Source organism: Bradyrhizobium sp. 22 (assembly GCF_000482425.1).
Lineage (GTDB): Bacteria > Pseudomonadota > Alphaproteobacteria > Rhizobiales > Xanthobacteraceae > Bradyrhizobium > Bradyrhizobium japonicum_B.
In genome coordinates this window covers 833658-857111 of sequence record NZ_KI519400.1, presented here as the reverse complement: position 1 = coordinate 857111, position 23454 = coordinate 833658, and the positions used below count along the sequence as shown (strand labels likewise).

Genomic DNA, 23454 nt, shown 5'->3' with positions numbered 1-23454 from the left:
GCTAACCTCCGAGATGCCAGATCACAGACCAGGACGGCAGCCGGTCGCCCGCTGCCTCTCCCCAAATCGGCGTGCCCGTGGCGGCTTCGGGACGCGCGATGTCCTTGTCCGAGAGATTGGCGAGGAGCCGCAGCGTCGTGCCGTCGCCCATGCGCCAATGCGCGGTGAGCAGGCCGTTGTCGGCCGCCTCGGCCGCGCCGAAGCTGGCCCCCTTCAGCCGCGGCATGATCTGCTTGCGGCGCAGCGCGAGCAGCTCGCGGACCAGCGCAAGCCGCGCGTCTTGCTGCGGCGTGCGGTCGGTCCAGTCGAGCACCGCCGATTGCAGCGTCGCCGGGTCGAGCGGGTCGGGCACTTCGTCGCCGAACGTTTCGTAGGCCCACGCATATTCCCGCTTGCGCCCCTGGCGGACGGCGTCGGCGAGCCCGCCCTGGAAATCGCAGAAGAACGGGAAGGGCACCGTCGAGCCCCATTCCTCGCCCTGAAACAGCATCGGCACCATCGGCGCCAGCAGGGTCACCGCGAGCGCGGCTTCGATCTGCTGCGGCGACGCCAGGCTTTCGAGCCGGTCGCCGAGCGGGCGGTTGCCGATCTGGTCGTGGTTTTGCAGGAAGTTGACGAAGGTCGCCGGCGGCAGCGCACCGCTCGGCTCGCCGCGCGGCTTCTTGCCCCAGAACTCGGAGACCTCGCCCTGGTAGACGAAGCCGGACGCCAGCGCGCGCGCCAGATCGAGGCGCGGCGTTTGATAATCCGCGTAATATCCGGCGAGCTCGCCGGTCAGCATCACGTGCCAGACGTGGTGGTAATCGTCGTTCCACTGCGCGCGATATTTTCCGTTCGGCGGCTGCTGTGCGGCGTCAAGCAGGCTGGCGCGATTGTCGCCGTTCTCCAGCACGAGATGGATGTGGCGTCCCGTCGCCTTGGCGAGCTCGCCGGCGGCGACGCTGAGATCCTGCAGCATCGACTGCTCGCCGGGCATCGCCATGATGTGATTGGCGGCATCCAGCCTCAGGCCGTCGAAACGGTAGTCGCTGAGCCAGCACAGCGCATTCTCGACCGCGAAGGCGCGCACCTGCGGCACGCGATAATCGATCGCGCTGCCCCAGGGGGTGTGCGCATCGGTGAAGAAGGCTGGAGCATAGCGGCCGAGATAATTCCCCTCAGGACCGAAATGATTGTAGACGACGTCGAGGAACACCATCAGGCCGCGCAGATGCGCCTCGTCGATCAGCGTCTTCAGGTCCTCGGGCCGGCCATAGGCACTGTCGGGCGCATACCACAGCACGCCGTCATAGCCCCAGCCGCGGCGTCCGGCGAAATCCGCCAGCGGCATCAATTCCAGCGCGGTGATGCCGGTTGCGGCGAGATGATCGAGCTTGTCGATCATGGCGCGGTAGGTGCCTTCGGAGGTGAAGGTGCCGACATGGGTTTCGATCAGCACCGTCTCCTCCCAGGGACGGCCGCGCCAATCGCGGGCACGCCAGGAAAAGGCGTCGTGGTCGATCACCTCGCTCGGGCCGAACACGTCGTCGGGCTGGAAAGCCGACGCCGGATCGGGCACGTCGATCGCGTCGTCGATCCTGAACTTGTAGGGGGTGCCGGCGGTGAGGCCGGCAATGTCGGCCACGTACCAGCCCTCCTGGCGGCGCTGCATCGCGTGTCGTCGGTCGAGCAGGAGGTCGACGCGGCGGGCGGCAGGCGCCCACAGGCGGAACGACACACCGTCCTTCGTCGGCTTCGCCCCGAAGGATGGCCTCATAGCGCCCCCGCGAAGGCGAGCACGGAGCGCGGCGGCGCCTTGCTGTCGCTTCCGGGCGGGAAGTCGATCGTATTCAGCTTGGCATCCGTCGTGTTCAGGATCTGCTGCCAGCTCTTGTATTCTGTCATTTTTGGCAATTTGAATGCGATCTCTTCGGGCGCGGCGTTCAGTACGATAAAGATCGCGGCTCCGCCCGGTTCCATCGGCCCCATCACGTAGGAGAGGAATCTTCCCTCCGGGAATTTCCAGTCGCTCTCCGTCATCTCGTCGCCGGCAGGCGTCAGCCACAACGCGCCGTAGGATACGCCGTCCGCGGGGCGGCCGTCGAGCCAGCGGTGGCTGCGAAGCTGCGAGAACCGGCGGCGGATCTCGGCGAGATGGGCGACGAAATCGACCATGTCGTCATCCTCCTTGCCGAGATTGTCCCATCCGACCCAGCCGATCTCGTTGTCCTGGCAATAGGCGTTGTTGTTGCCCGATTGCGAGTTGCCGACCTCGTCGCCGGCGAGGATCAGCGGAACGCCCTGCGCCAGCATCAGGCAGGCCAGCACGTTCTTGCGAAGCTGGCGGCGCAGGCCGAGGATCTGAGGATCGTCGGTCGGCCCCTCGACACCGCAATTGTTGCTGTGATTGTCGTTGGAGCCGTCGCGGTTGTCCTCGCCATTGGCCTCGTTGTGCTTCTCGTTGTAGCTGAAGAGGTCGGCGAGGGTGAAGCCATCGTGGACGGTGATGTGGTTGATGCTGGCGCGCGGCCGCCGTCCGTCATGGTTGAACAGGTCGGACGACGCGGTCATGCGGCTGGAGATGTCACCGATCAGGCTGCCTTCGCCGCTCCAGTAGCGGCGCATGGCGCTGCGATAGCGGTCGTTCCATTCCGACCATTGCGAGGGGAATGCGCCGACCTGGTAGCCGCCGAGGCCGAGGTCCCAGGGCTCGGCGACGAGCTTGACGGTTGCCAGCACCGGATCCTGGCGAATTGCGGTCAAGAACGAAATGCCGCGATCGAAGCCGTTGGGCCCGCGCGCCAGCGTGGTGGCGAGGTCGAAGCGGAAACCGTCGACATGGCAGACCTCGACCCAGTAGCGAAGCGAATCCATCACCATCTGCAGCACGCGCGGGTGGGTCAGGTTCACCGACGAGCCGCAGCCGGTGAAGTCGTCGTAATAGCGCGGATTCTCGCGGTTCAGCCAGTAATAGGAGGCGTTGTCGATGCCGCGATAGCACAGCGTCGGGCCGAGGTGATTGCCCTCGGCGGTGTGATTGTAGACCACGTCGAGCATCACCTCGATGCCGGCATCGTGCAGGCGCGCCACGGTGGTGCGGAAGGAATCGAGCGCATTGTCCTGGGCGTAGCGCGGCTCGGGCGCGAAGAAGGACAGCGTGTTGTAGCCCCAGTAATTGACGAGCTTCTTCTCCACCAGGATGCGATCGTCGACGAAGCTGTGCACCGGCAATAGCTCGACCGTGGTGACGCCGAGCCTCTTCAGATGCTCGATCATCGCCGGCGAGGACAGGCCGCCATAGGTGCCGCGCAAGTTCGGCGGCACGTCGTCGCGCTTCTGCGTCAGCCCCTTGACGTGAGCCTCGTAGATGATCGTGTCTTCCCAGGGGATGTTGGGACGGATCTCGCGGCGGCCCCAGTTGAAGGTCTCGTCGACCACCACGGCCTTGGGCATGCCGCGCGCGTTGTCGCGCCGGTCAAAGGACAGATCCTCGCGCGGGCTCCCGGTGCGGTAGGCAAAATGCGCATCGCTCCAGACCAGGCGTCCCGCGAGCCGCTTGGCATAGGGGTCGAGCAGCAGCTTGTTGGCATTGAAGCGATGGCCGTGCTCGGGCTCATAGGGGCCGTGCACGCGATAGCCGTAGAGCTGCCCGGGCGAGACGTCGTTGAGATAGCCGTGCCAGACGTCCTCGGTCTTCTCGGGCAGTTCGATGCGCTCGAGCTCGCGGCGGCCTTGCGTGTCGAACAGGCAAAGCTCGACCTTCTGCGCGTTGGCGGAGAACAGCGCGAAATTGGTGCCGCGTCCGTCCCAGCTTGCGCCGAGGCGTGCGGGCGATCCGGCAGTCAGGCGCATGTGTCAGCTTTCCGGAACGAGGAAGATCGCGGCGAGCGGCGGAATAGTGAGGCGGAGCTCGCCGCCCTCGGCATGGACTTCACCGATATTGCCGACATTGCTGCCGCCATAATGGGCGGAATCCGAGTTGAGCACTTCCTTCCATTTGCCGGCGAAGGGCACGCGAACGCGATAGTTCTGATAGACGTTCGGCGAGAAGTTGACGACCACGAGACAGCGCGCGTGCTCGTCAAATCCCTTGCGCAGCCAGGCGAACACGTTGCGGTTGGCGTCATCCGTGATCAGCCATTCGAAGCCGGCCTGGTCGCAGTCCATCTGGTGCAGCGCCGGCACCGCGCGATAGAGGCGGTTGAGGTCCCGGATCAGCGCCTGGGTGCCGGAATGGTACTTGTATTCGAGCAAATGCCAGTCGAGCGACTGGTCATGATTCCATTCGCGGCTCTGCGCGATTTCCGCGCCCATGAACAGCAGCTTCTTGCCGGGATGGCCGAACATGAAGCTGTAATAGGCGCGCAAATTCGCAAAGCGCTGCCACTCGTCGCCGGGCATGCGGCCGAGGATCGATCGCTTGCCGTGCACGACCTCGTCATGCGAGAGCGGCAGGATGAAGTTCTCCGAGAACGCGTAGTGCAGGCCGAACAGGATCTCGTCGTGATGGTATTTGCGGTGGATCGGATCCTTGCTGATGTAGTCCAGCGTGTCGTGCATCCAGCCCATGTTCCACTTGTAGCCGAAGCCGAGCCCGCCGAATTCGACCGGGCGCGAGACCTGCGGCCAGGCGGTGGACTCTTCGGCCGCCGTGGTCGCCTGCGGGAAGCGGGCGAAGACCTCGGTGTTGAAGCGACGCAAGAAGTTGATCGCCTCGATATTTTCGCGGCCGCCATACTGGTTCGGGATCCACGCGCCGGGGGGCCGGCTGTAGTCGAGGTAGAGCATGGATGCGACGGCATCGACACGCAGCCCGTCGATGGCATAGCGCTCCATCCAGAACAGCGCGTTCGAGACCAGAAAGTTGGTCACTTCGGTGCGGCCGTAATTGTAGATCAGCGTGCCCCAGTCGAGGTGGCGGCCCTGGAGCGGGTTGGCGTGCTCGTACAGCGCGGTGCCGTCGAAACTGCCGAGCCCGTGCGGATCGTCGGGGAAGTGACCCGGCACCCAGTCGAGCAGCACGCCGACGCCCTCGCGGTGGCAGGCATCGACCAGGGCGGCGAAATCCTCAGGGCTCCCGAAGCGGCTGGTGGGCGCATAGAGGCCGGTCGGCTGATAACCCCACGAGCCGTCGAACGGATGCTCGCTCACGGGCAGGAATTCGAGATGGGTGAAGCCCATGTCGCGGGCGTAGGCCGGCAGCTGCTCGGCCAGCTCGCGATAGGTCAGCCATTCATCGCCGTTCTTGCGCCGCCACGAGCCGAGATGAACCTCGTAGATCGACATCGGCGCCGACAGCGCATTGATGCCGTCCGGCGCCGGACGTGGCCGCGGCAGATGGGCTTCGTCGAACACGATGGAGGCCGTCTTCGGACGGACTTCGCTCGCAAACGCCATCGGATCGGATTTCAGCGGTAGCAGGTGGCCATGCGGCCCGATGATCTCGAACTTGTAGTGATCGCCGGCCTTGGCGTGCGGGATGAACAATTCCCAATAGCCGGCGCCGCGCACCCGCATCGGATGGCGCCGCCCGTCCCAGAAATTGAAATCGCCAACCACGGAAACGCGCCGTGCATTCGGCGCCAGCACCACGAAGCCGATGCCGTCGATGCCCTCGAGCCGCATCGGATGGGCGCCAAGCTTGTCATAGAGCCGCTGGTGGGTGCCCTCGCCGAGCAGATAGAGGTCGAAATCCGTCAGGATCGGTGGAAAGCGGTAAGCGTCCTCGAACTCGACGACGCTGTCGCCGAATTTCGCGCGCAACTGGTAGTGCTTCGAGCCGTTGGGCAGGGCGCCGATGAACAGACCGGCATCGTGCACGCGGTCGAGCGGCGCGACCTCGCCATGGTCGCCGACCGCCTCGACGTTGGAAGCCTCGGGCAGAAACGCGCGCACCACGCTTTTGCCGCCCTCGGGATGCAGCCCGAGATAGTGGAAGGGGTCGGAGTGGCGGCCCTCGATGATGGCATAGGCCTCGGCAGGAAGTTTAGGCATGGGCTTCGCTCTCGGTCTTGGACAGAATGCGAAGCAGTCCGGTCAGCGGCGCATGCAGCCCCTCAGGCCGGTGGGACAGCTCGTACTCTACGTCATTGAAGGCTTGATCAAGCAGGAAGAACCGCAGCAGTCCCTCGCTCGATTGCGCATCTGCCGGCCATAGCCGCTGATCGGTCATGGCTTCGCGGTAGGCGGACAGGAAGGTTGCGGTGGCACGCTCGCGCCATTCGTCGAGTGCGGCTGCGAGCCGGTCGTGCTCCTCGGAGGCACCGGTTGGTGCGTGACTGAGGGCGGCATTGACCGAAACATGAATCGAATGGATCAGCCCGGCGACATCGCGGGCGGCAGGCGCCTTGCGCCGCTTGGCAGCCAGGGGCACACGCGGATCGCCGTCGAAGTCGATGATGAAGATATCGTCCTTCACGATCAGAGTTTGCCCGAGCCGGAAGTCGCCATGATGACGGATGTTCAACCCACCGATCTCGGATGGCAAGAGCCCGCTCAGATGCTCGGAGAGGAGCGTACGCGCGTCCGTGAGCCGATCGACCAGCGGCCGGTCCGCCTCCCGTAGGCCCTCGCGGCTCTCGGCCAGCCTATCGAATACCCGCTCGGCGCGCGCCTTGAGGTCGGATACGAGCCGCTTGACGTATGCGGAGTCGATCGGCTCCGCAGCGAGTTCGACCGGCTCTGCCGCGGCCAGAGCGACATGCAGTTCGCCGAGGCGCCGGCCGATCTGCGCGACGAAGTGCAGATAGAGCGCTTGCTCCTGGGTCTCGCGCAGCGCTTCGCCGATCGGGACGACGCGTTGGTCGTCGATATAGCGATCGAGATAGCCCGTGGTCACGGTCCAGCCGTCGCCCTGGTTCTCGACATAGGCATGCAGCACGCCGAGCGCGCTGCGCTGGTCACCTTCGATCAGCTCGACGCTGCCGAGCAGCGCCGGTGTGTTGGCGAAGCGCGCGACCTCGGTGAGATAATGCCCGATCTCGATCTCGGGGCTGACACCGCCTTCGAGCCGGCGGTAGATCTTGGCGACGTATTGGTTGTCGACCAGCGCGGTGCTGTTCGACTGCTCGATGGCGCGGATGCGTTGGGGCTCCTTGATGGTGTAGTCGGCGAACCGGCTGGTCGCCTTGAACTCCAGCCGCAGATTGTTCTCCTCCACCACCAGGTTCTGCGACAGACCCCGCAGGAACAGGCCGATGAAGATCTGGTCGGTCGCGACGTCGAGCAGCGTGCCCTCGCGCGCGCCCTGGCGCACGGCGGCGAGCGCCTTCGGATTGAAGCGCTCGCGATCGAAGCGCACCCATTCGATCTGCATCGGCATCACGTAGCGCGTGGTCACGTCGTTCCGAGTGGTCTCGAAGAACGCGATCCAGGGCCTGTTGTCGCCGATGTCGCTGAACGGCACCGCCGAGGTCAGCGTGGCCTTGATCTGCTTCGGATTGTGCTCGGGGTACCACCTTGTGCGTGACAGGAATCCGGGCAGCACGTCGCGCTCGAACACGCCGCGCTCGCGGGCCAGCGACACCCAGTTCGAATTCACCGGCACCACCAGCGTCTCGAATTCCGGCACCGCGCGCGGCGTCACCGGCTCGGACTTGTCGCGCTCCTGTAGCTGGAACCAGTAGAAGCCATAGGGCCCCAGCGTGATCATGTAGGGGAGTTCGCCGATCGCCGGGAAGCGGGTGCGGCCGAGCATCTCCTGCGGAATGCGGTCCTTCCACGGCGACAGGTCGAGCTCGGTAGCTTGCGCCGCGCGCGACAAATTGGCGACGCAGAGGATCACCTCGTCGCGATATTGCCGGACATAGGCCAGTACGGCGCGGTTGGCCGGCCGGATGAAGGTCATGGTGCCGCGGCCGAAGGCAAGCGTCGACTTGCGGACCGAGATCAGCCGCTTGGTGGCGCTGAGCAGCGACGACAGGCTGCGCGACTGCGCCTCCACGTTGACCGATTCGTAGCCGTAGACCGGGTCCATGATCAGCGGCGCGTAGAGGCGCGCCGGGTCGCAGCGCGAGAAGCCGCCATTGCGGTCCGGGCTCCACTGCATCGGCGTGCGCACGCCGTTGCGGTCGCCGAGATAGATGTTGTCGCCCATCCCGATCTCGTCGCCGTAATAGATGATCGGCGTGCCGGGGAAGGACAGCAGCAGCGAGTTCATCAACTCGATCTTGCGGCGGTCGTTGTCCATCAGCGGCGCGAGGCGCCGGCGGATGCCGACATTGATGCGGGCGCGGGGATCGTTGGCGTAGGTGGTCCAGAGATAGTCGCGTTCGACGTCGGTCACCATCTCCAGCGTCAGCTCGTCATGGTTGCGCAGGAACAGCGCCCATTGGCAGCTCGCCGGAATGTCCGGCGTCTGGCGCAGGATGTCGGTGATCGGGAAGCGGTCCTCCTGCGCGATCGCCATGTAGATGCGCGGCATCAAGGGGAAGTGATAGGCCATGTGGCATTCGTCGCCGCGGCCGAAATATTCCTGCACGTCCTCGGGCCATTGATTGGCCTCGGCCAGCAGCAGCTTGCCCTTGGAGTAGGAATCGAGCTCCTGGCGCAGGCGCTTGATGATGGCGTGCGTCTCGGGAAGGTTCTCGTTGTTGGTGCCGTCGCGTTCGCAGAGGTAGGGAATGGCATCCAAGCGGAAGCCGTCGACGCCGGCGTCCAGCCAGCGCTTCATCACCTGGATGAGCGCGCTGACCACGCGCGGATTGTCGAAATTGAGGTCCGGCTGGTGCGAGAAGAAGCGGTGCCAGTAGAACGCGCCGGCCTCGGGATCCCACGTCCAGTTCGACTTCTCGGTGTCGGTGAAGATGATGCGCGTGCCCTGGTATTTCTGGTCGGTGTCGCTCCAGACATACCAGTTGCGGGCGCTGGAGCCCGGATGGCTGCGGCGCGCGCGCTTGAACCATTTGTGCTGGTCCGAGGTGTGGTTGACCACGAGCTCGGTGATGACGCGCAGGCCGCGCTTCTGCGCCTCCTGGATGAAGCGCTTGAAGTCCTTCATGGTCCCGAAATCGGGATTGACCGAGCCGTAATCGGCGATGTCGTAGCCGTCGTCGCGGCCGGGCGAGGGATAGAACGGCAACAGCCACAGCGCGGTGACGCCGAGCTCCTGCAGATAGGGCAGCTTCTCGGTCAGTCCGGCGAAGTCGCCGATGCCGTCATTGTTGCTGTCGGCGAAGGCCTTGACGTGCAGCTGATAGATGATGGCGTCCTTGTACCACAGCTCGTCCACGATCTCGGCAGCCTCGGCTTTCTTGGTGTCGACGGAAGACAGAACATTCATGGCGTGCCCCTTACGCCAGACAGCGGAACAAGAGCGCCGGATCGCGGTCAGGATCGATACGCAACCTGATCCCGCCCCATTCGATGCGGGACTGTTCGCCGGTGAGGAGGTTTTCGAGTGTCGTCACATGGTGACGCTGCCCGCCGGCGTCAACCGTGACGTCGCCGAGCGGCAGCCAGCATTCGCGCGACCGGCCGGAAAGTGCGATCACGATGACGACGGAGTTGGCGGGCTCGGCCGCTTCCTTGACGAAGGCGATGGTCTCGCCGTCGTCGACATCCAGAAAGCGCAAATTCGCCGTTTGCTGGAGCGCGGCATTGTCGTTGCGGACGCGGTTGAGGTCGGCAATGTAGGACTTGATGTTGCCGGGCTGGTCCCAGTCGCGCTGCTTGATCTGGTACTTCTCGGAATCGAGATACTCCTCGCGTCCGGGAATCGCTTCGTGCTCGAGCAGCTCGAACCCGCTGTAAACGCCGTAGCTGCCCGACAACGTGGCCGCCAGCGCAAGGCGCGACTTGAACGCCCAGGCTTCGCCGCTCTGGAGATGATAGGGCAGCAGGTCGGGCGTGTTGACGAACAGGTTCGGACGATAGAAGTCGCGCTCGGGATAGCGCGTCAGCTCGCCGAGATATTGCTCCAGCTCCCACCGTGAGGTGCGCCAGGGGAAATAGGTGAAGGACTGCGCAAAGCCGAGCTTGGCGAGTCCCTTCATCAGCTTGGGCCGCGCAAACGTCTTGGAGAACAGGATCACCTCGGGATGCCGGCGGCGGATGTCGCCGATCAGCCAGTCCCAGAACGCAAGCGGCGCGGTGTCGTGATTGTCGATGGCGAAGATGGTGACGCCGTGGTCGATCCAGAACAGCATGGCATCGCGAAAGGCGCTCCACAGGCCGACGCGGTCGACCGAGGCAAAATCGGGAATCACGATGTCCGAATAGGGCCCCTCCGCCGTCCGCACCGAGCGGTCCGGCCGCCATTTGAACCATTCCGGATGCTGCGTCAGCCAGGGATGGTCCGGCGAGCATTGCACGGCGAAGTCGAGCGCCAGCTCGAGGCCGTATTCGAGACAGGTCGCGACCAGTGCGCGGAAGTCCTCGATGGTGCCGAGCTCGGGATGCAGCGCGTCGTGGCCGCCCTCGGCAGCGCCGATCGCATAGGGCGAGCCGGGTTCGCCTTCACGCGCCACCGGCGCATTGTTGCGGCCTTTGCGGCGGCTGCGGCCGATCGGGTGGATCGGCGTGAAATAGAGCACGTCGAATCCCATCGCCGCGATATCGGGCACACGTGCGATGCAGTCGCGGAGCGTGCCGTGCCAGCCGGGAATCCGGCTCTGGCTGCGCGGCATCATCTGATACCAGGCGCCGAACCGCGCTCTGTCGCGGTCGACGACAAGCGGGAAGGATTGTGAGCGGGTCAGGTCGGGCCGGGACTGGCTCTCGGCCATGGCATCGCCGAGCTCGCTCGCCAGCAGCGAGGTGACATCGCCGGTCTGAAGATAATCCTCGCATTGTCGGACGATGATTGCCGCCGCGGCCTGCGGCGCGCCGTGGGTCTTGGTCAGCAGGCTGGCACCCTCGAGCGCGTCGAGATTGACATCGGCGCCCGTTCGCTGCTTGCGCGCGATCCCGTGGGACCAGGTGGCGAACTCGTCGGTCCAGGCCTCGATCGCAAAGAAGTATCCGCCGGGCTCCACCGGTGTGAAAGCGCCGGACCAGCGGTCATTGCCGTGCTGGATCATCGGCTCGCGGCGCCAATCCCGGTCCTGCTCGGGGCGCCAGAGCAGCGCGGCCCCGATCACGGCGTCGCCGTCGCGGTAGACATCGGCCCACACCTCGACGCGATCGCCCGCGATCCGCTTCACGGCGAAGCGGCCGCCATCGATCGCGGGATAGACGTCTTCGATGAGGAAAGCGCTGCCGGCTGCGGCACTTTCGACAGTTTGAATTGTCTTGTTCACGGTGATGCCATTGACAAGAAAGCAGGTGACAAGGGAGCAGGGGCCCGTTTCCCTTGTCGGGAACCTACGCTTGATACCCTATATAGAAAGCCGCTTGTGTGTCATTAGTTCCCCCTGGGAACGGCAGGCATGGTTTGTGAGTTGACCCAGACTAACGTCTTCCGCTGCCTCGTTAAAATCGATGCCCCCGGCCGAAGAATGGCCTGCAAGCTGCGTGCCGTATGGATCTTTTAGCTCAAGCCCGGATCAAGGGCGTTCAATCCGAATTCATTGATGCGCTTGGGAAGCTGCGGGTCACCGACCCCGTGGCCCTGAAGTCGATCCTCGACGCTCTGCCGGAAAAGCGGGTTTACCGCTTCGTCAACGGGCCGGTCGTGGTCCGCGCGCTCGGACATCCGCGCACGGAATTGGCCGCCATCGGCGCGCCGCCGCTGCAATGGAGATTAACCGCCAACGGCAAATCGACGGCCCAGGGCGAGACACGCGAGCCCGTGATCGCCTGGCCCGCCGGCCTGCCGCTGGGTTATCACCGGTTGACGCTGACCGATGCCGAAGGTGTGACCGAAGAGGTGCCGATGATCGTGGCGCCGGAGCGCGCCTTCGGCGGCGATTTCGACCGCGGCTGGCTGCTCGCCGTGCAGCTCTACAGCGTCCGTTCGGACCGCAATTGGGGCATCGGCGACTTCACCGACCTCGCCGATCTGGTCCGGCTCGCCAAGCAGCTCGGGGCCGACGGCGTGGGGCTCAATCCGCTGCACGTTCTGTTCGACGATCAGCCGTCCGACTGCAGTCCGTATTCGCCGAACAGCCGGCTGTTCCTCAATCCGCTCTATATCGACGTCGAGGCCATCCCCGAATTCTCGGCGGACCTCGTGCCCGACGCGGCGGCGACCGCTGCTCGTCTGCGTCAGGGCGATCGCGTGCCTTACGCCGACATGGCGGCGTTGAAATGGCTCGCCCTGCGCGCCGCGTTCAACAGTTTCGTGGCGAGCGGGAGCCAAGCGCGCCGCAAGGCGTTCGACGCCTTCCGCGCCGCCCGCGCGCCGTTGTTGTCCCGCTTTGCCTGCTTCGAGGTGTTGCGCCATCGCTTCGCCGCTCCGTGGTGGGAATGGCCAGCGGAATGGCGGCAGCCGGACGAGGCCAAGTGCGCCGAACTGCGCGATGGACCCGACAAGCGCGAGGTCGAATTCGTCGAATTCGTGCAATGGACCGCGGACAGTCAGCTGCATGCCGCCAAGGAGCTCGCCAGCCAGCTCGGCATGCGCGTCGGGCTCTATCTCGACGTCGCGGTCGGCGTGCAGTCCAACGGCTTCGATGCCTGGAACGAACAGATGGCGATCTCCCGCCATCTCGCCGTCGGCGCCCCGCCCGACGTGCTCAACACCATCGGCCAGGACTGGGGCCTTGCGGGCTTCAACGCCGGCGGCCTGGAGGCGCAATCCTTCGTGCCGTTCGCCGACATGCTGGCGGCCTCGATGCGCCATGCCGGCGCGATCAGGCTCGATCACGTGCTCGGCCTCAAGCGGCTCTATCTCGTTCCGCGCGGCTTCAAGCCGGACAACGGCGCCTATGTGCAGATGCCGTTCGAGGCGCTGCTCGGCGTCGTGGCGCGCGAGAGCGCGGCCCACAAATGCATCGTGATCGGCGAGGATCTCGGCACCGTGCCGGAGGGTTTCCGCGAGATGATGCAGGATTTCGGCATCTGGTCCTACCTCGTGATGATGTTCGAGCGCGACGAGACCGGCCGCTTCCGCAACGTCGAGCATTACCGGCCCAATGCGCTGGTCACGCTGAACACGCATGACCTGTCGACCTATGCCGGCTGGCGCTCCTTCGGCGACCTCAAGATGAAGCGTTCGCTCGGGCTCGATCCCGGCGAGAACGATCAGGCGCGCTGGGACGCGCTCGGCAGGCTCGACGAGATCTTGCGCCAGAACGGCATCAAGGCCAACGACCTCTATTCGGTGCTCGCCTTCCTGTCGCGCACGCCGTCGCGGCTGCTCGCGGTGTCGATGGAGGATCTGCTCGGCGTGATCGACCAGCCCAACATTCCCGGCACGATCGACGAACATCCGAACTGGCGCCAGCGTCTTCCCGTCGCACTCGACAAGATCGCCTCGAAGGTCGACCTCACGGCCTTGCGAGCGGCAACGCGGGAACGTTCGTTGAACGGCGGGAGTTGATCGGCCGGGGCGTCTCAGGCTCGCACGACATTGTCTCAGAGAATCGAGGACTACGCGCTGATCGGCGATTGCGAGACCGCGGCGCTGGTCGGGCGCAACGGCTCGATCGATTGGCTGTGCTGGCCGGCCTTCGATTCCGACGCGTGCTTTGCCGCCATCCTCGGCACCCACAAGAACGGCCGCTGGCTGATCGCACCGAGCGGCGACGTCACGGGGATATCGCGACGCTATCTCGGCGACACCCTCATCCTCGAAACGTGTTTCGAGACGAAGAGCGGCACCATTGCGCTGGTCGACTTCATGCCGCCGCGCGGCAAGGCGTCCGACGTCGTGCGGCTGGTGCGCGGCATCAAGGGCACGGTAAAGATGCGGATGGAGCTCGTCATCCGTTTTGGCTTCGGCGTCGATATTCCCTGGGTGCGGCGGATCGACCATTCCCTGATGGCCATCGCCGGCCAGGACATGACGGTGCTGCGCACGCCGGTCAAGATCCGCGGCGAGGATCTGACCACGGTCTCCGACTTCGAGGTGAGCGCGGGCGAGACCGTACCCTTCGTGCTGACCTATGGCCCCTCGCATCTGCCGCCGCCCGCGCCGATCGATCCGGAAATTGCGCTTCAGGAGACCGAGACATTCTGGCGGGATTGGTGCAGCCATTGCACCCGCGACGGCGAGTATCGCGATCTCATCATGCGCTCGCTGATCACGCTGAAGGCGCTGACCTTCGCCCCGACCGGCGGCATCGTCGCGGCGCCGACCACGTCGTTGCCGGAGAAGCTCGGCGGCAGCAGGAACTGGGATTACCGCTTCTGCTGGCTGCGCGATGCCACCTTCACGCTGCTGGCGCTGATGAACTCGGGCTACACCCAGGAAGCCCTGGCCTGGCACAATTGGCTGCTGCGCGCCGCCGCCGGCTCGCCGGCGAACATGCAGATCATGTACGGCATCTGGGGTCAGCGCCGGCTCCTGGAATGGGAGGCCGGCTGGCTCGACGGCTATGAGGGCGCAAAGCCGGTGCGCGTCGGCAACGCGGCGCATGCGCAGCTCCAGCTCGACGTCTACGGCGAGCTGATCGACGCCTTCCACCAGTCCCGCATGGCCAAGCTCCAGCTCGACGAGGAGACCTGGGCGCTGGAATGCGCGGTGCTCAATCATCTCGCCGAAGTCTGGGACCGGCCCGATCACGGCATCTGGGAGCGGCGCGGCGAGCCGAAGCACTACGTCTTCTCCAAGGTCATGACCTGGGTCGCGTTCGACCGCGGCATCAAGAGCGCGGAGACCTTCGGCTTCAAGGCGCCACTGTTGCACTGGCGCACCTTGCGCGAGGCGATTCATCGCGACGTCTGCCGCAGGGGATTTGACGCGGAGGAGAACGCCTTCGTCGAATCCTATGGCTCGAAGCTGCTCGATGCCAGCGTGCTGCTGCTGCCGTGTGTCGGTTTTCTGCCGGCGGAAGATCCGCGTATTCGCGGCACCATCGCGGCGGTCGAGAAATGCCTGATGCGCGACGGCTTCGTGCTGCGGCACGATCCGCGCGAATTGCCCGCAGGGCAGCCGCCGCTCGAAGGCGCGTTCCTGGCCTGCACATTGTGGCTGGCCGATGCCCATGTGCTGGCGGGCGATCTCGACAAGGCGCAAGCCCTGCTCGATCGCGTGGCGAGCATCGCCAACGACCTCGGTCTGCTCGCTGAGGAATACGATTCAGTCGCCCGGCGCCAGACCGGAAATTTCCCGCAGGCGCTGACCCACATCGCGCTGGTCAACACCGCGCAGAATCTGTCCGCGGCAAGGCAGAAGAGCGAGAAGCCGGCGATGCAGCGGTCGAAGTGAATCGGCGCGGCAGAGGTTTCCTCACCTCTCCCCGCTGGGGAGAGGTGAACAGCGAGCGCTCTGCTCGAACTGGCGACAAGGCTCAGCCCGCCCCGTTCAGCTTCAAGATCATCTCCATCGCCTCCGCAAACCCATCCTGCTCGTTGCTCGCGGTGACGTGGGTGGCCTGGTCCTTGACGTTGTCGGCGGCGTTGCCCATCGCGATCGAGGTGCCGCTGACGGCGAACATCGCAAGGTCGTTCTGCATGTCGCCGATGGTGGCGACGGCAGCGGTCGCAATGCCGAGGCGCCTGGCCATCGCCGCGACGAACGTGCCCTTGTCAAAGCCGGGCGGGGTGATGTCGAGATAATAGGTCTGTGAACGCACCGCGTTGGCTTCGCTGCCGAGCGCCTGCTGCATCGCCTTCTCGCAAGCCGCGAGGCCGGCGGCATCGGCGCTGGCGCCGACGATCTTGCAGGCGCTGGCGAGATAGGGCGAAAAATCCGTCACGACGGTCGGGTCCGAGCGGATCGTGTGCCGCTCATGCGCAACGTATTGTCCGCTTGGATTGTCGATCAGCCATTCGTCGGTGGTGAACAGCCAGATGTCGGCGCCGAATTCGCGAAGGATCTGCAAGGCGCGCTCGGCGGCGCCGGCCGGAATGAGATGCTGCTCGACCGGGCGCATCTCCGGATCGACGATCGAGGAGCCGTTGAAAGGGCCGACCGGAAGCCAGAGCGCCAGCGGCTCGATCAAGAAGCGCATGCCGATCGCGGGACGGCTGGACGTGATGGTGAAGCCGATGCCGGCCCTGTGCAGCCGCTGCACCGCACTCTTCGCGCGGCCCGTCAGCGTCTTGTCCTTGGTCAGCAGCGTGCCGTCGACGTCGGACACCACGAGTGAGATTTGCGTCATGACAGGACCTCACGTTGCTCGCGCCTCAGCGGTTCGTGCCGCCCAGTTTGAGTTGCCGGACGATGCCGTCCACGATCGCCTCGACGGTTTCGTCGATCGAGACGGTGATGACGTGCTCGCCCGCCTCCGGCGGCTCCAGCGTCTCGAACTGGCTCGCCAGCAGCCCGGGCGGCATGAAGTGGCCTTTGCGGTGCGCGAGCCGCTCGGCGATCAGCTCCCTTGTACCTTTCAGGAACACGAAACGGACATCGTCGCGGCGGCGCAGCAGCACGTCGCGGTAGGCGTGCTTCAGCGCCGAGCAGGCGATGATGATGTGCTCGCCGCGTCCGCAGACCCGCCCGATCTCGTCGGCGATGGCATTGAGCCAGGGCCAGCGGTCCTCGTCGGTGAGCGGGTGGCCGGCCCGCATCTTCTCGACATTGCTGGCGGGATGGAAGCTGTCGCCGTCCTCGAAGCGCCAGCCGAGCCGCTGGCCGAGCGCTTCGGCGATCGTGCTCTTGCCCGACCCCGACACGCCCATCACGATCAACGCACAAGGTGCTTCAACGCGGCCCACGAATGCCCTCCGGAAGCGCGGTCCTATCGACCAGCCAGACGGTCTCGCCAGCCGAGCGCGCGCGCAAGGCCGGCAAAGTCTCGCCATTGAGGAGGCGCGTCAAGATCGGCTGCTTGTCGTGCCCGGCAATCTCGAACAGCATTTCGTGGCAGGACGCCAAAGCGGGCAGGGTGAGCGAGACCCGCGGCACGAAAGGCGCGACATTGGCCCGGGGCACCCCAACGACCCAGCGCTCGGTCTCCTCGATTTCGGGGAAGCCGGGAAACAGCGAAGCGGTGTGGCCGTCCGGTCCTGCGCCCATCAGGACCAAATCGAACAGCGGCCGCGAGGGATCGAGGTGGTCGGAGCTGTAGAAGGCTTGCAGCTCGCGCGCATAGGCGTCGGCGCTCTGCTCAGGAGTCTCGGTCGCGGTCGGAATCGGGTGAATGTGGCTCAAGGCTGCATTGCGGTCGAGGAACGTCGCGCGCGCGACCGCCATGTTGTTGAGGGGATCGCTCGCGGGGACGAAGCGCTCGTCGCCGATGAACCAATGCACACGCTGCCACGGGATCCTGCCTCGCCAAGCCTCGCTGCCGAGCAATTGATAGAGCTTCTTCGGGCTGGAGCCGCCGGTCAGGCAGATCGCGATGCGGCCGGGATTGGCCGCGATCCGCGCCATCACCCGCTCGGCCGCGGCGCGGGCGAGGGCCTCGGCGTCGGCCTCCACGATCAGCTTCGGCTGGCCCGCCGCGGCCATCACGAGAACTTCCGCCAGCTTCGCCCGTCGCGCCGCAGCAGCTCGTCGGCGCATTTCGGCCCCTCGCTGCCGGCTTCATAGGTCTCGATGCCGTTGGTGCCCGCGCTTTTCCAGGCGTCCAGGAACGGCTGCACCGCCTGCCATCCGGCCTCGATGCCATCGGCGCGCTGGAACAGGATGTTGTCGCCGATCATGCAGTCGTAGATCAGCGTCTCATAGCCGGTCGAGGGATCGGCCCGGAAATAGTCGCCATAGCGAAACTTCATCTCGACACCGTCGATGGTGACGCTCGGCCCCGGGATCTTGGCGTTGAACTGCAGCTCGATGGTCTCGGTCGGCGCGATGCCGATGGTGAGGAAGTTCTGCGACAGACGATCAATCGCCGTCCCCGAGAACATCGACAGCGGCGCCTGCTTGAACTTGATCGCCACTTCCGTGCGCTTGTGCGCCAGCGCCTTGCCGGTGCGCAAGTAAAACGGCACGCCGGCCCAACGCCAATTGTCGATCATCAGCTTCAGCGCGACATAGGTCTCGGTGGTGCTGCCGGGCTTGACCTCCTCGGTCTTGCGGTAGTCCGGGATCTCCTCGTCGCCGATCTGCCCGGCGAGGTATTGCGCACGCACCGAATTCCTCAAGGCTTCTTCCCGGCTCGGCCGCTGAATCGAGGTGAGCACCTCGGCCTTCTCGGAGCGCACGGAATGCGCATCGAAACGCGCCGGCGGCTCCATCGCGACCAGCGACATCAGCTGGAACAGATGGTTCGGCACCATGTCGCGGAGCGCGCCGGTCGAATCGTAGAAGCCGCCGCGATGGCCGACGCCGAGCTTCTCCTCCACCGTGATCTGGATGTGGTCGATGTGGTTGCGATTCCAGATCGGCTCGAACATGCCGTTGGCAAAGCGCAGCACCAGGATGTTCTGCACCGTCTCCTTGCCGAGATAATGATCGATCCGGTAGATCTGGTGCTCCTCCATGATCTTCAGGAGCTCGGCGTTGAGCGCGCGCGCCGAGGCGAGGTCGGTGCCGAACGGCTTCTCGATCACCAGCCGCCGCCAGGCGCCGTTCTCCTTCATCAGACCCGTGCGACCGAGCTCGCGCGCGGTCGGCGCGAACGCGGCAGGCGGCGTGGCAAGGTAGAACAGGCGGTTGCCGCCGGTGCCTTGCGAGCATTCCAGCGAGTCCAGATGCGCGCGCAGGCGGTCGAACGACGGCGGGTCCTTCGGATCGGCCTCGACGAAGGTGACGCATTGCAGCAGCTGTGTTGCGACGTCGTCGTCGACCGGCCGCGTCGCGAACTCGCGCAAGCCCTTCATCAGGCTGTGGCGCAGCTCGTCATCCGACTGGCTCTTGCGGCCGACGCCGACGACGCAGAACTTTTCCGGCAACAGGTTCTCGGCGGCGAGATTGTAGAGCGACGGCATCACCAGCCGATGGGTGAGGTCGCCGGTCACGCCAAAGATGACGAAGGCGCAATTCTCAGGCTTGCGCTTTGGCTGCGGATCTTTTGTCACGAATGATGGGCCTTCGCTTGTTACGTCTTATCTCGGCTTGGTGCCCGGCTGCTTCGGCTCCTTGTGGCCGCCGAACCCCGCGCGCATCGCGGAGAGAATTTTCTCGGCGAATGTGTGTTCCCGACGGGAACGGAAACGTGTGTAGAGGGCGGCGGTCAGCACTTCGGCCGGTACGGCCTCGTCGATCGCGGCATTCACGGTCCAGCGGCCTTCGCCGGAATCCTCGACGTAGCCGGAATATTCCGTGAGCTGCGGGCTGTCGGCGAGTGCCGTGGCGGTGAGGTCGAGCAGCCATGACGGGATCACGCTGCCGCGCCGCCACACTTCCGCGATGTCGGCGAGATCGAAATCGTAGCGGTGATCCGCCGGCAGGGCCTCGATGTTGGCGTTCTTGAGGATGTCGAAGCCTTCGGCATAGGCCTGCATCAGGCCGTATTCGATGCCGTTGTGGATCATCTTGACGAAATGGCCGGCGCCGACGGGGCCGGCGTGGATATAGCCCTGCTCGATGCGGGGATCGCGGCCCTCGCGCCCCTCCGTGCGCGGAATGTCGCCGGCACCGGGCGCGAGCGCGGCGAAGATCGGAGCGAGCCGGTCAACCACGGTCTTCTCGCCGCCGATCATCATGCAATAGCCGCGGTCGAGACCCCAGACGCCGCCCGAGGTGCCGACGTCGACATAGTGGATGCCGCGGGCCTTCAGCGCCTTGCCGCGGCGGACGTCGTCCTGCCAGAAGGTGTTGCCGCCGTCGATGATGACGTCGCCTTCCTGCATCACGCCGGCTATCGTGTCGATCGTCGTCTCCGTGATGTGGCCGGCCGGCAGCATCACCCAGGCCGTGCGCGGCCGCTCCAGCTTCGAGATGAAGTCCTCGAGCGAGGCGGAGCCGACCGCGCCGTCGGCGGCAAGGCCCGCGACCGCCTTGGCGTCCTTGTCGTAGACCACGGTCGAATGTCCCTGGCGCATCAGGCGGCGAACGATGTTGCCGCCCATCCGGCCGAGGCCGATCATGCCGAGTTGCATTGGCAATATTCCTTAAGTGAGCGCGTCGTTGAGGGCTGCATTGAGCGCGGCGAGGCCCTTCGTGAGTCCGCCCTTCAGGTGCACGCGGAGCGCGCGCCTCCCGCGTTCGGTCAGCACGTCGAAATCGCCGCGCGCCTGGGCCGCCTTGATCACGCCGAAGCTTGCCTTGTGTCCGGGCACCTTGAGATCCCTGGCGTCGTCGGCGGTGATCTGGAGGAACACGCCGCTGTCGGGCCCGCCCTTGTAGGCCTGTCCGGTCGAGTGCAGGAAGCGCGGCCCGAACTCGGCGCAGGTCGCGACATGCCGCTTCTCGCGCACCTCCAGCCGCATCGCCTGCAGCGCGTCGATCGTCGCCTTGTCGCGCGCGATGTAGCCGAGCAGCGCGACGTAGTCGCCGTCGCTGGATCGCGACAGATGCGCCTTCAGCCAGGAGCTGAGATCGCCGTTGGCGCCGGCGGCGCGTAGCGCCGTGGCGTTGGCCTCGTCGGTGTAGAGATCGGCCTCATCGGTGCTGATCACCGGCTGCTCCTCCGGCAGCGCGCCGGTCTTCTCGAACGCGGCAGTGAGCTCACGGGTCTTGATCTTGGCCGCTTCCACGTCCGGCTGGTCGAACGGGTTGATGCCGAGGATCGAGCCCGCCACGGCGGTGGCCATCTCGAAGCGGAAGAACTCCTGGCCGAGATGGTCGATCGACTTCATGACGATGCGCACTACGGGATGGCCGGCCGCTTCGATGGCGGCGAGCTTGGAATCGTGGGCGGCGTCCGCTTCGCCCTCGACGCGGATGTCGATGAAGAAGCGGTCGTTGCCGTAAACGGAAGGGTCGCCCAGCGGCTCGCCCTCGATCGGGATCAGGCCCTTGCCTTCCTTGCCGGTCGATTCCGCGATGAGCTGCTCGGCCCAGGCGCCGAAATCGGCGATCTTGTTCGAGGCCAGGATCGTCACCTTGTCGCGGCCTTCGAGGCCGGCAAGGCCCATGGCGAGGCCGAGCTGCACGCCCGGGTTTTCACTCGGCGGCACGTCCGGGCCGCAGGAGCGGGCCATCGAGAGCGCATGCTTGACGAAGGTCTTGACGTCGATGCCGGCGGTGGCCGCCGGCACCAGGCCGAACGGCGAGAGCACCGAATAGCGGCCGCCGATCGAGGGCTCGCCGTGGAAGATGCGGGCATAGTTCAGCTTCTTCGCCGCCGTCTCCAGCGACGAGCCGGGATCGGTCACCGCGATGAAGCGATGGCCGGTCTTCACCTTCGCACCCACCGCCTTGGCAACCTGCGCGTGGAAATAATCCTTCATCGCATTCGGCTCGGTGGTGCCGCCGGACTTGCTCGACACGATGAACACGGTGTTGGCGATGTCGATCTTCGCCTCCATCGCGCGCACCTCGGCCGGGTCGGTCGAATCCAGCACATGCAGCTTCGGGAAGCCGGGCTTCTTGCCGAAGGTCTCGGCCAGCACCTCGGGACCGAGGCTCGATCCGCCCATGCCGAGCACGACGGCGTCGGAGAATTTCTGACCCTTCACGCGGCCCGCATAATCCTCGTAATCGGCGACGTCGGCCTTGGCGGGGCTGTCGAGCCAGCCGAGCCATTTGTCCTCATCAGTGCCGGTCCAGACCGACTTCTCGCGCTGCCACAGCCTGCGGATCTTGGCGGACGCGCGCCATTCTTCCGTGCTCTTGGCCACGGCCTTGCCGAGGCCATCGCCAAGCGAGAGAAGCTGCCGATCGAGTGCGGGGGCGAGCACGGTGGCGCGCTTGTGAGCGACCGCGCCGTAGAGCTTGTCGGCGGCGTCCGCGAACAGCTTGACGCCGTCCTTGACCAGCTCCTCGGTGATGGCGTCGAGCGAGATGCCGGAGCGCTCCAGCTCCTCCAGCACACGCCTGGCGTCATCGACGTTCTCTTCCAGGCTGTCGCGCGGCTTGCCGTGGTCACGGAACGCGTCCAGCGTCGCCGGCGGCACCGTGTTGATGGTGTCCGGGCCGATCAGCTCCTCGACATAAAGGACGTCGCTGTAATCCTTGTTCTTGGTGCCGGTCGAGGCCCACAGCATGCGCTGCGGCTTGGCGCCCTTGGCGGCGAGCTTGTCCCAGCGGGGACCTGCGAACAGGCGCTTGTAGTCCTGGTAGGCGACCTTGGCGTTGGCGATCGCGACCTTGCCCTTCAGTGCGGCGAGCCGCTCCTTCTCTGACGGGTCGTTGGCGCGGGCGATCTTGTCGTCGAGCTGCTTGTCGACCACGGAATCGATACGGCTGACGAAGAAGCTTGCGACGCTCGCGACATAAGCGGGGTCGCCGCCGCCGGCGACGTATTTCTCGAGCCCGGCGATGTAGGCTTCGGCCACCTGGAGGTAGACCGCCCTGGAGAACAGCAGCGTGATGTTGATGCTGATGCCCTCGCCAATCAGCGTCTCGATCGCCGGCAGGCCCTCGGGCGTCGCCGGCACCTTCACCATCAGGTTCTTGCGGTCAACGTCCTTCCACAGCCGCCGCGCTTCGGCGACGGTGCCCGATGTGTCCATGGCGAGATAGGGCGAGACCTCCAGGCTGACATAGCCGTCGCCTCCCTTGAGGCGGTCATAGACCGGGCGGAGCACGTCGGCGGCGTTCTGGATGTCCTCGACCGCGATGGTCTCGAACAAATCGGCCACGGTCCGGTCGCCGCGCTTCAGTGCCTTGCCGATCGGGGCATCGTATTCGTCCGAGCTGCCGATCGCCTTCTCGAAGATCGAGGGATTGGAGGTGACGCCCTTGACGCCGTCGGTGTCGATCAGCCGCTTCAGGTCGCCCTTGGCGATGAAGCCACGGGCCAGGAAGTCCAGCCAGACCGCTTGTCCGTGCTTTTCCAGTTCTTTGACGGGATTCATGATGCTTATTTATCTCCAAGCCTGCGGGCGAGGGGTTTCCGCGCCAGTCCTGACGCGCTATCCTCTAGCTTACATGCTCCCGGGAGGGAACCAATCAAGGGTACAGGCGTCCTACCCTCCGGTGTAACTCCGTCGCGATCATGGCGATCCCGGCGACAGTAGTCCTGTTGCGTAAAAAGCCTTCGGCCGAAAGCTCGGCCGAGGCCAGTTGAGCAACGTCGGTTCGCCCTGAATTTGGTTGCCGAAATTTCTGCTGAACTGCGCCGCGGGCACGAGATGATCGCGCTGACGCCGACGCTCGACTTGAAGCGGCCATTCCGCCGTATCCCTCAACTTGACCCGCGCAGAACGATCGGAGCGTCCATCCGGTCGGACGGCTTGGCAGTCGATTTGATACAGTGCTGCGTGGCGACGCGCACTGTGCACCGCATTGCAGCAGGAAGATGAACGCGGCTCTCGAGGCTGCGCTCAAGGCTTCGCCGTACAAGCGTCATAAGATCGCCGCTGGCGGCTCGCTATGCTGCAACGCCGGATGAACGCATCCCCGGTAAGGCCCGGATGTTGCGACCAAGTGACATTTTCTGGAAATGAGCCAATATAGATGGAGATTCGCACAAAATACGGGCAGGTGCCTGTTCGTAA

13 protein-coding genes are annotated in these 23454 nt (G+C 65.3%); 2 read left to right on the top strand and 11 right to left on the bottom strand.

All coding sequences use genetic code 11. The annotated features are described in order from the left end of the window. Window position 1: 1 nt before the first annotated feature. Genes treZ through K410_RS0129480 form a run of 5 tightly spaced genes read right to left on the bottom strand, consistent with a single transcriptional unit; the run spans window position 2 to window position 11216 of the window. Window positions 2-1756 carry a malto-oligosyltrehalose trehalohydrolase gene (treZ, locus tag K410_RS0129500; RefSeq protein ID WP_028138218.1) on the bottom strand — a complete coding sequence of 585 codons (1755 nt, stop codon included), beginning with the start codon at window positions 1754-1756 and terminating at the stop codon, window positions 2-4. Then, the gene (gene glgX, locus K410_RS0129495; protein ID WP_028138217.1) at window positions 1753-3831 is read right to left on the bottom strand and encodes a glycogen debranching protein GlgX; all 2079 of its coding nucleotides are present in this window, start codon (window positions 3829-3831) and stop codon (window positions 1753-1755) included. Before glgX ends, treZ begins: the two co-directional genes overlap by 4 nt. Window positions 3832-3834: 3 nt before the next feature. Continuing rightward, on the bottom strand, window positions 3835-5973 hold the full coding sequence (glgB, locus tag K410_RS0129490) for a 1,4-alpha-glucan branching protein GlgB (protein WP_028138216.1): 2139 nt from the start codon (window positions 5971-5973) through the stop codon (window positions 3835-3837). Next, window positions 5966-9259 (bottom strand): maltose alpha-D-glucosyltransferase, encoded by a 3294-nt coding sequence (treS, locus tag K410_RS0129485; RefSeq protein WP_028138215.1) that lies wholly within the window; start codon window positions 9257-9259, stop codon window positions 5966-5968. Before treS ends, glgB begins: the two co-directional genes overlap by 8 nt. A gap of 10 nt (window positions 9260-9269) precedes the next feature. Continuing rightward, window positions 9270-11216 (bottom strand): maltotransferase domain-containing protein, encoded by a 1947-nt coding sequence (locus K410_RS0129480; RefSeq protein WP_028138214.1) that lies wholly within the window; start codon window positions 11214-11216, stop codon window positions 9270-9272. Window positions 11217-11437: 221 nt separating this feature from the next. Between K410_RS0129480 and malQ the strand changes: the two genes are divergently transcribed. Beyond that, window positions 11438-13399 (top strand): 4-alpha-glucanotransferase, encoded by a 1962-nt coding sequence (gene malQ, locus K410_RS0129475; RefSeq protein WP_028138213.1) that lies wholly within the window; start codon window positions 11438-11440, stop codon window positions 13397-13399. 30 nt (window positions 13400-13429) lie between these two features. Then, window positions 13430-15229, top strand: coding sequence for a glycoside hydrolase family 15 protein (locus K410_RS0129470; protein ID WP_028138212.1), 1800 nt, complete (start codon window positions 13430-13432; stop codon window positions 15227-15229). Window positions 15230-15311: 82 nt separating this feature from the next. Here K410_RS0129470 and K410_RS0129465 read toward each other — a convergent pair whose 3' ends face one another. From K410_RS0129465 to K410_RS0129440, 6 genes are read right to left on the bottom strand one after another with little or no spacing between them, the layout of a single operon-like run. Continuing rightward, a complete protein-coding gene (locus K410_RS0129465) occupies window positions 15312-16124 on the bottom strand; it encodes a Cof-type HAD-IIB family hydrolase (RefSeq protein WP_028138211.1) in 813 nt (270 codons plus the stop codon). 25 nt (window positions 16125-16149) lie between these two features. After that, window positions 16150-16680 (bottom strand): gluconokinase, encoded by a 531-nt coding sequence (locus K410_RS0129460; RefSeq protein ID WP_155253742.1) that lies wholly within the window; start codon window positions 16678-16680, stop codon window positions 16150-16152. After that, a complete protein-coding gene (pgl, locus tag K410_RS0129455) occupies window positions 16667-17416 on the bottom strand; it encodes a 6-phosphogluconolactonase (protein ID WP_028138209.1) in 750 nt (249 codons plus the stop codon). The genes K410_RS0129460 and pgl overlap by 14 nt, the downstream gene beginning before the upstream one ends. Continuing rightward, window positions 17416-18927: a glucose-6-phosphate dehydrogenase gene (zwf, locus tag K410_RS0129450; RefSeq protein ID WP_028138208.1), complete on the bottom strand. Its 1512-nt coding sequence runs from the start codon at window positions 18925-18927 to the stop codon at window positions 17416-17418. Before zwf ends, pgl begins: the two co-directional genes overlap by 1 nt. Before the next feature lie 27 nt (window positions 18928-18954). Then, on the bottom strand, window positions 18955-19950 hold the full coding sequence (gnd, locus tag K410_RS0129445; RefSeq protein WP_028138207.1) for a phosphogluconate dehydrogenase (NAD(+)-dependent, decarboxylating): 996 nt from the start codon (window positions 19948-19950) through the stop codon (window positions 18955-18957). Window positions 19951-19962: 12 nt separating this feature from the next. Then, the gene (locus K410_RS0129440) at window positions 19963-22812 is read right to left on the bottom strand and encodes a bifunctional transaldolase/phosoglucose isomerase (protein WP_028138206.1); all 2850 of its coding nucleotides are present in this window, start codon (window positions 22810-22812) and stop codon (window positions 19963-19965) included. Window positions 22813-23454: the final 642 nt, after the last annotated feature.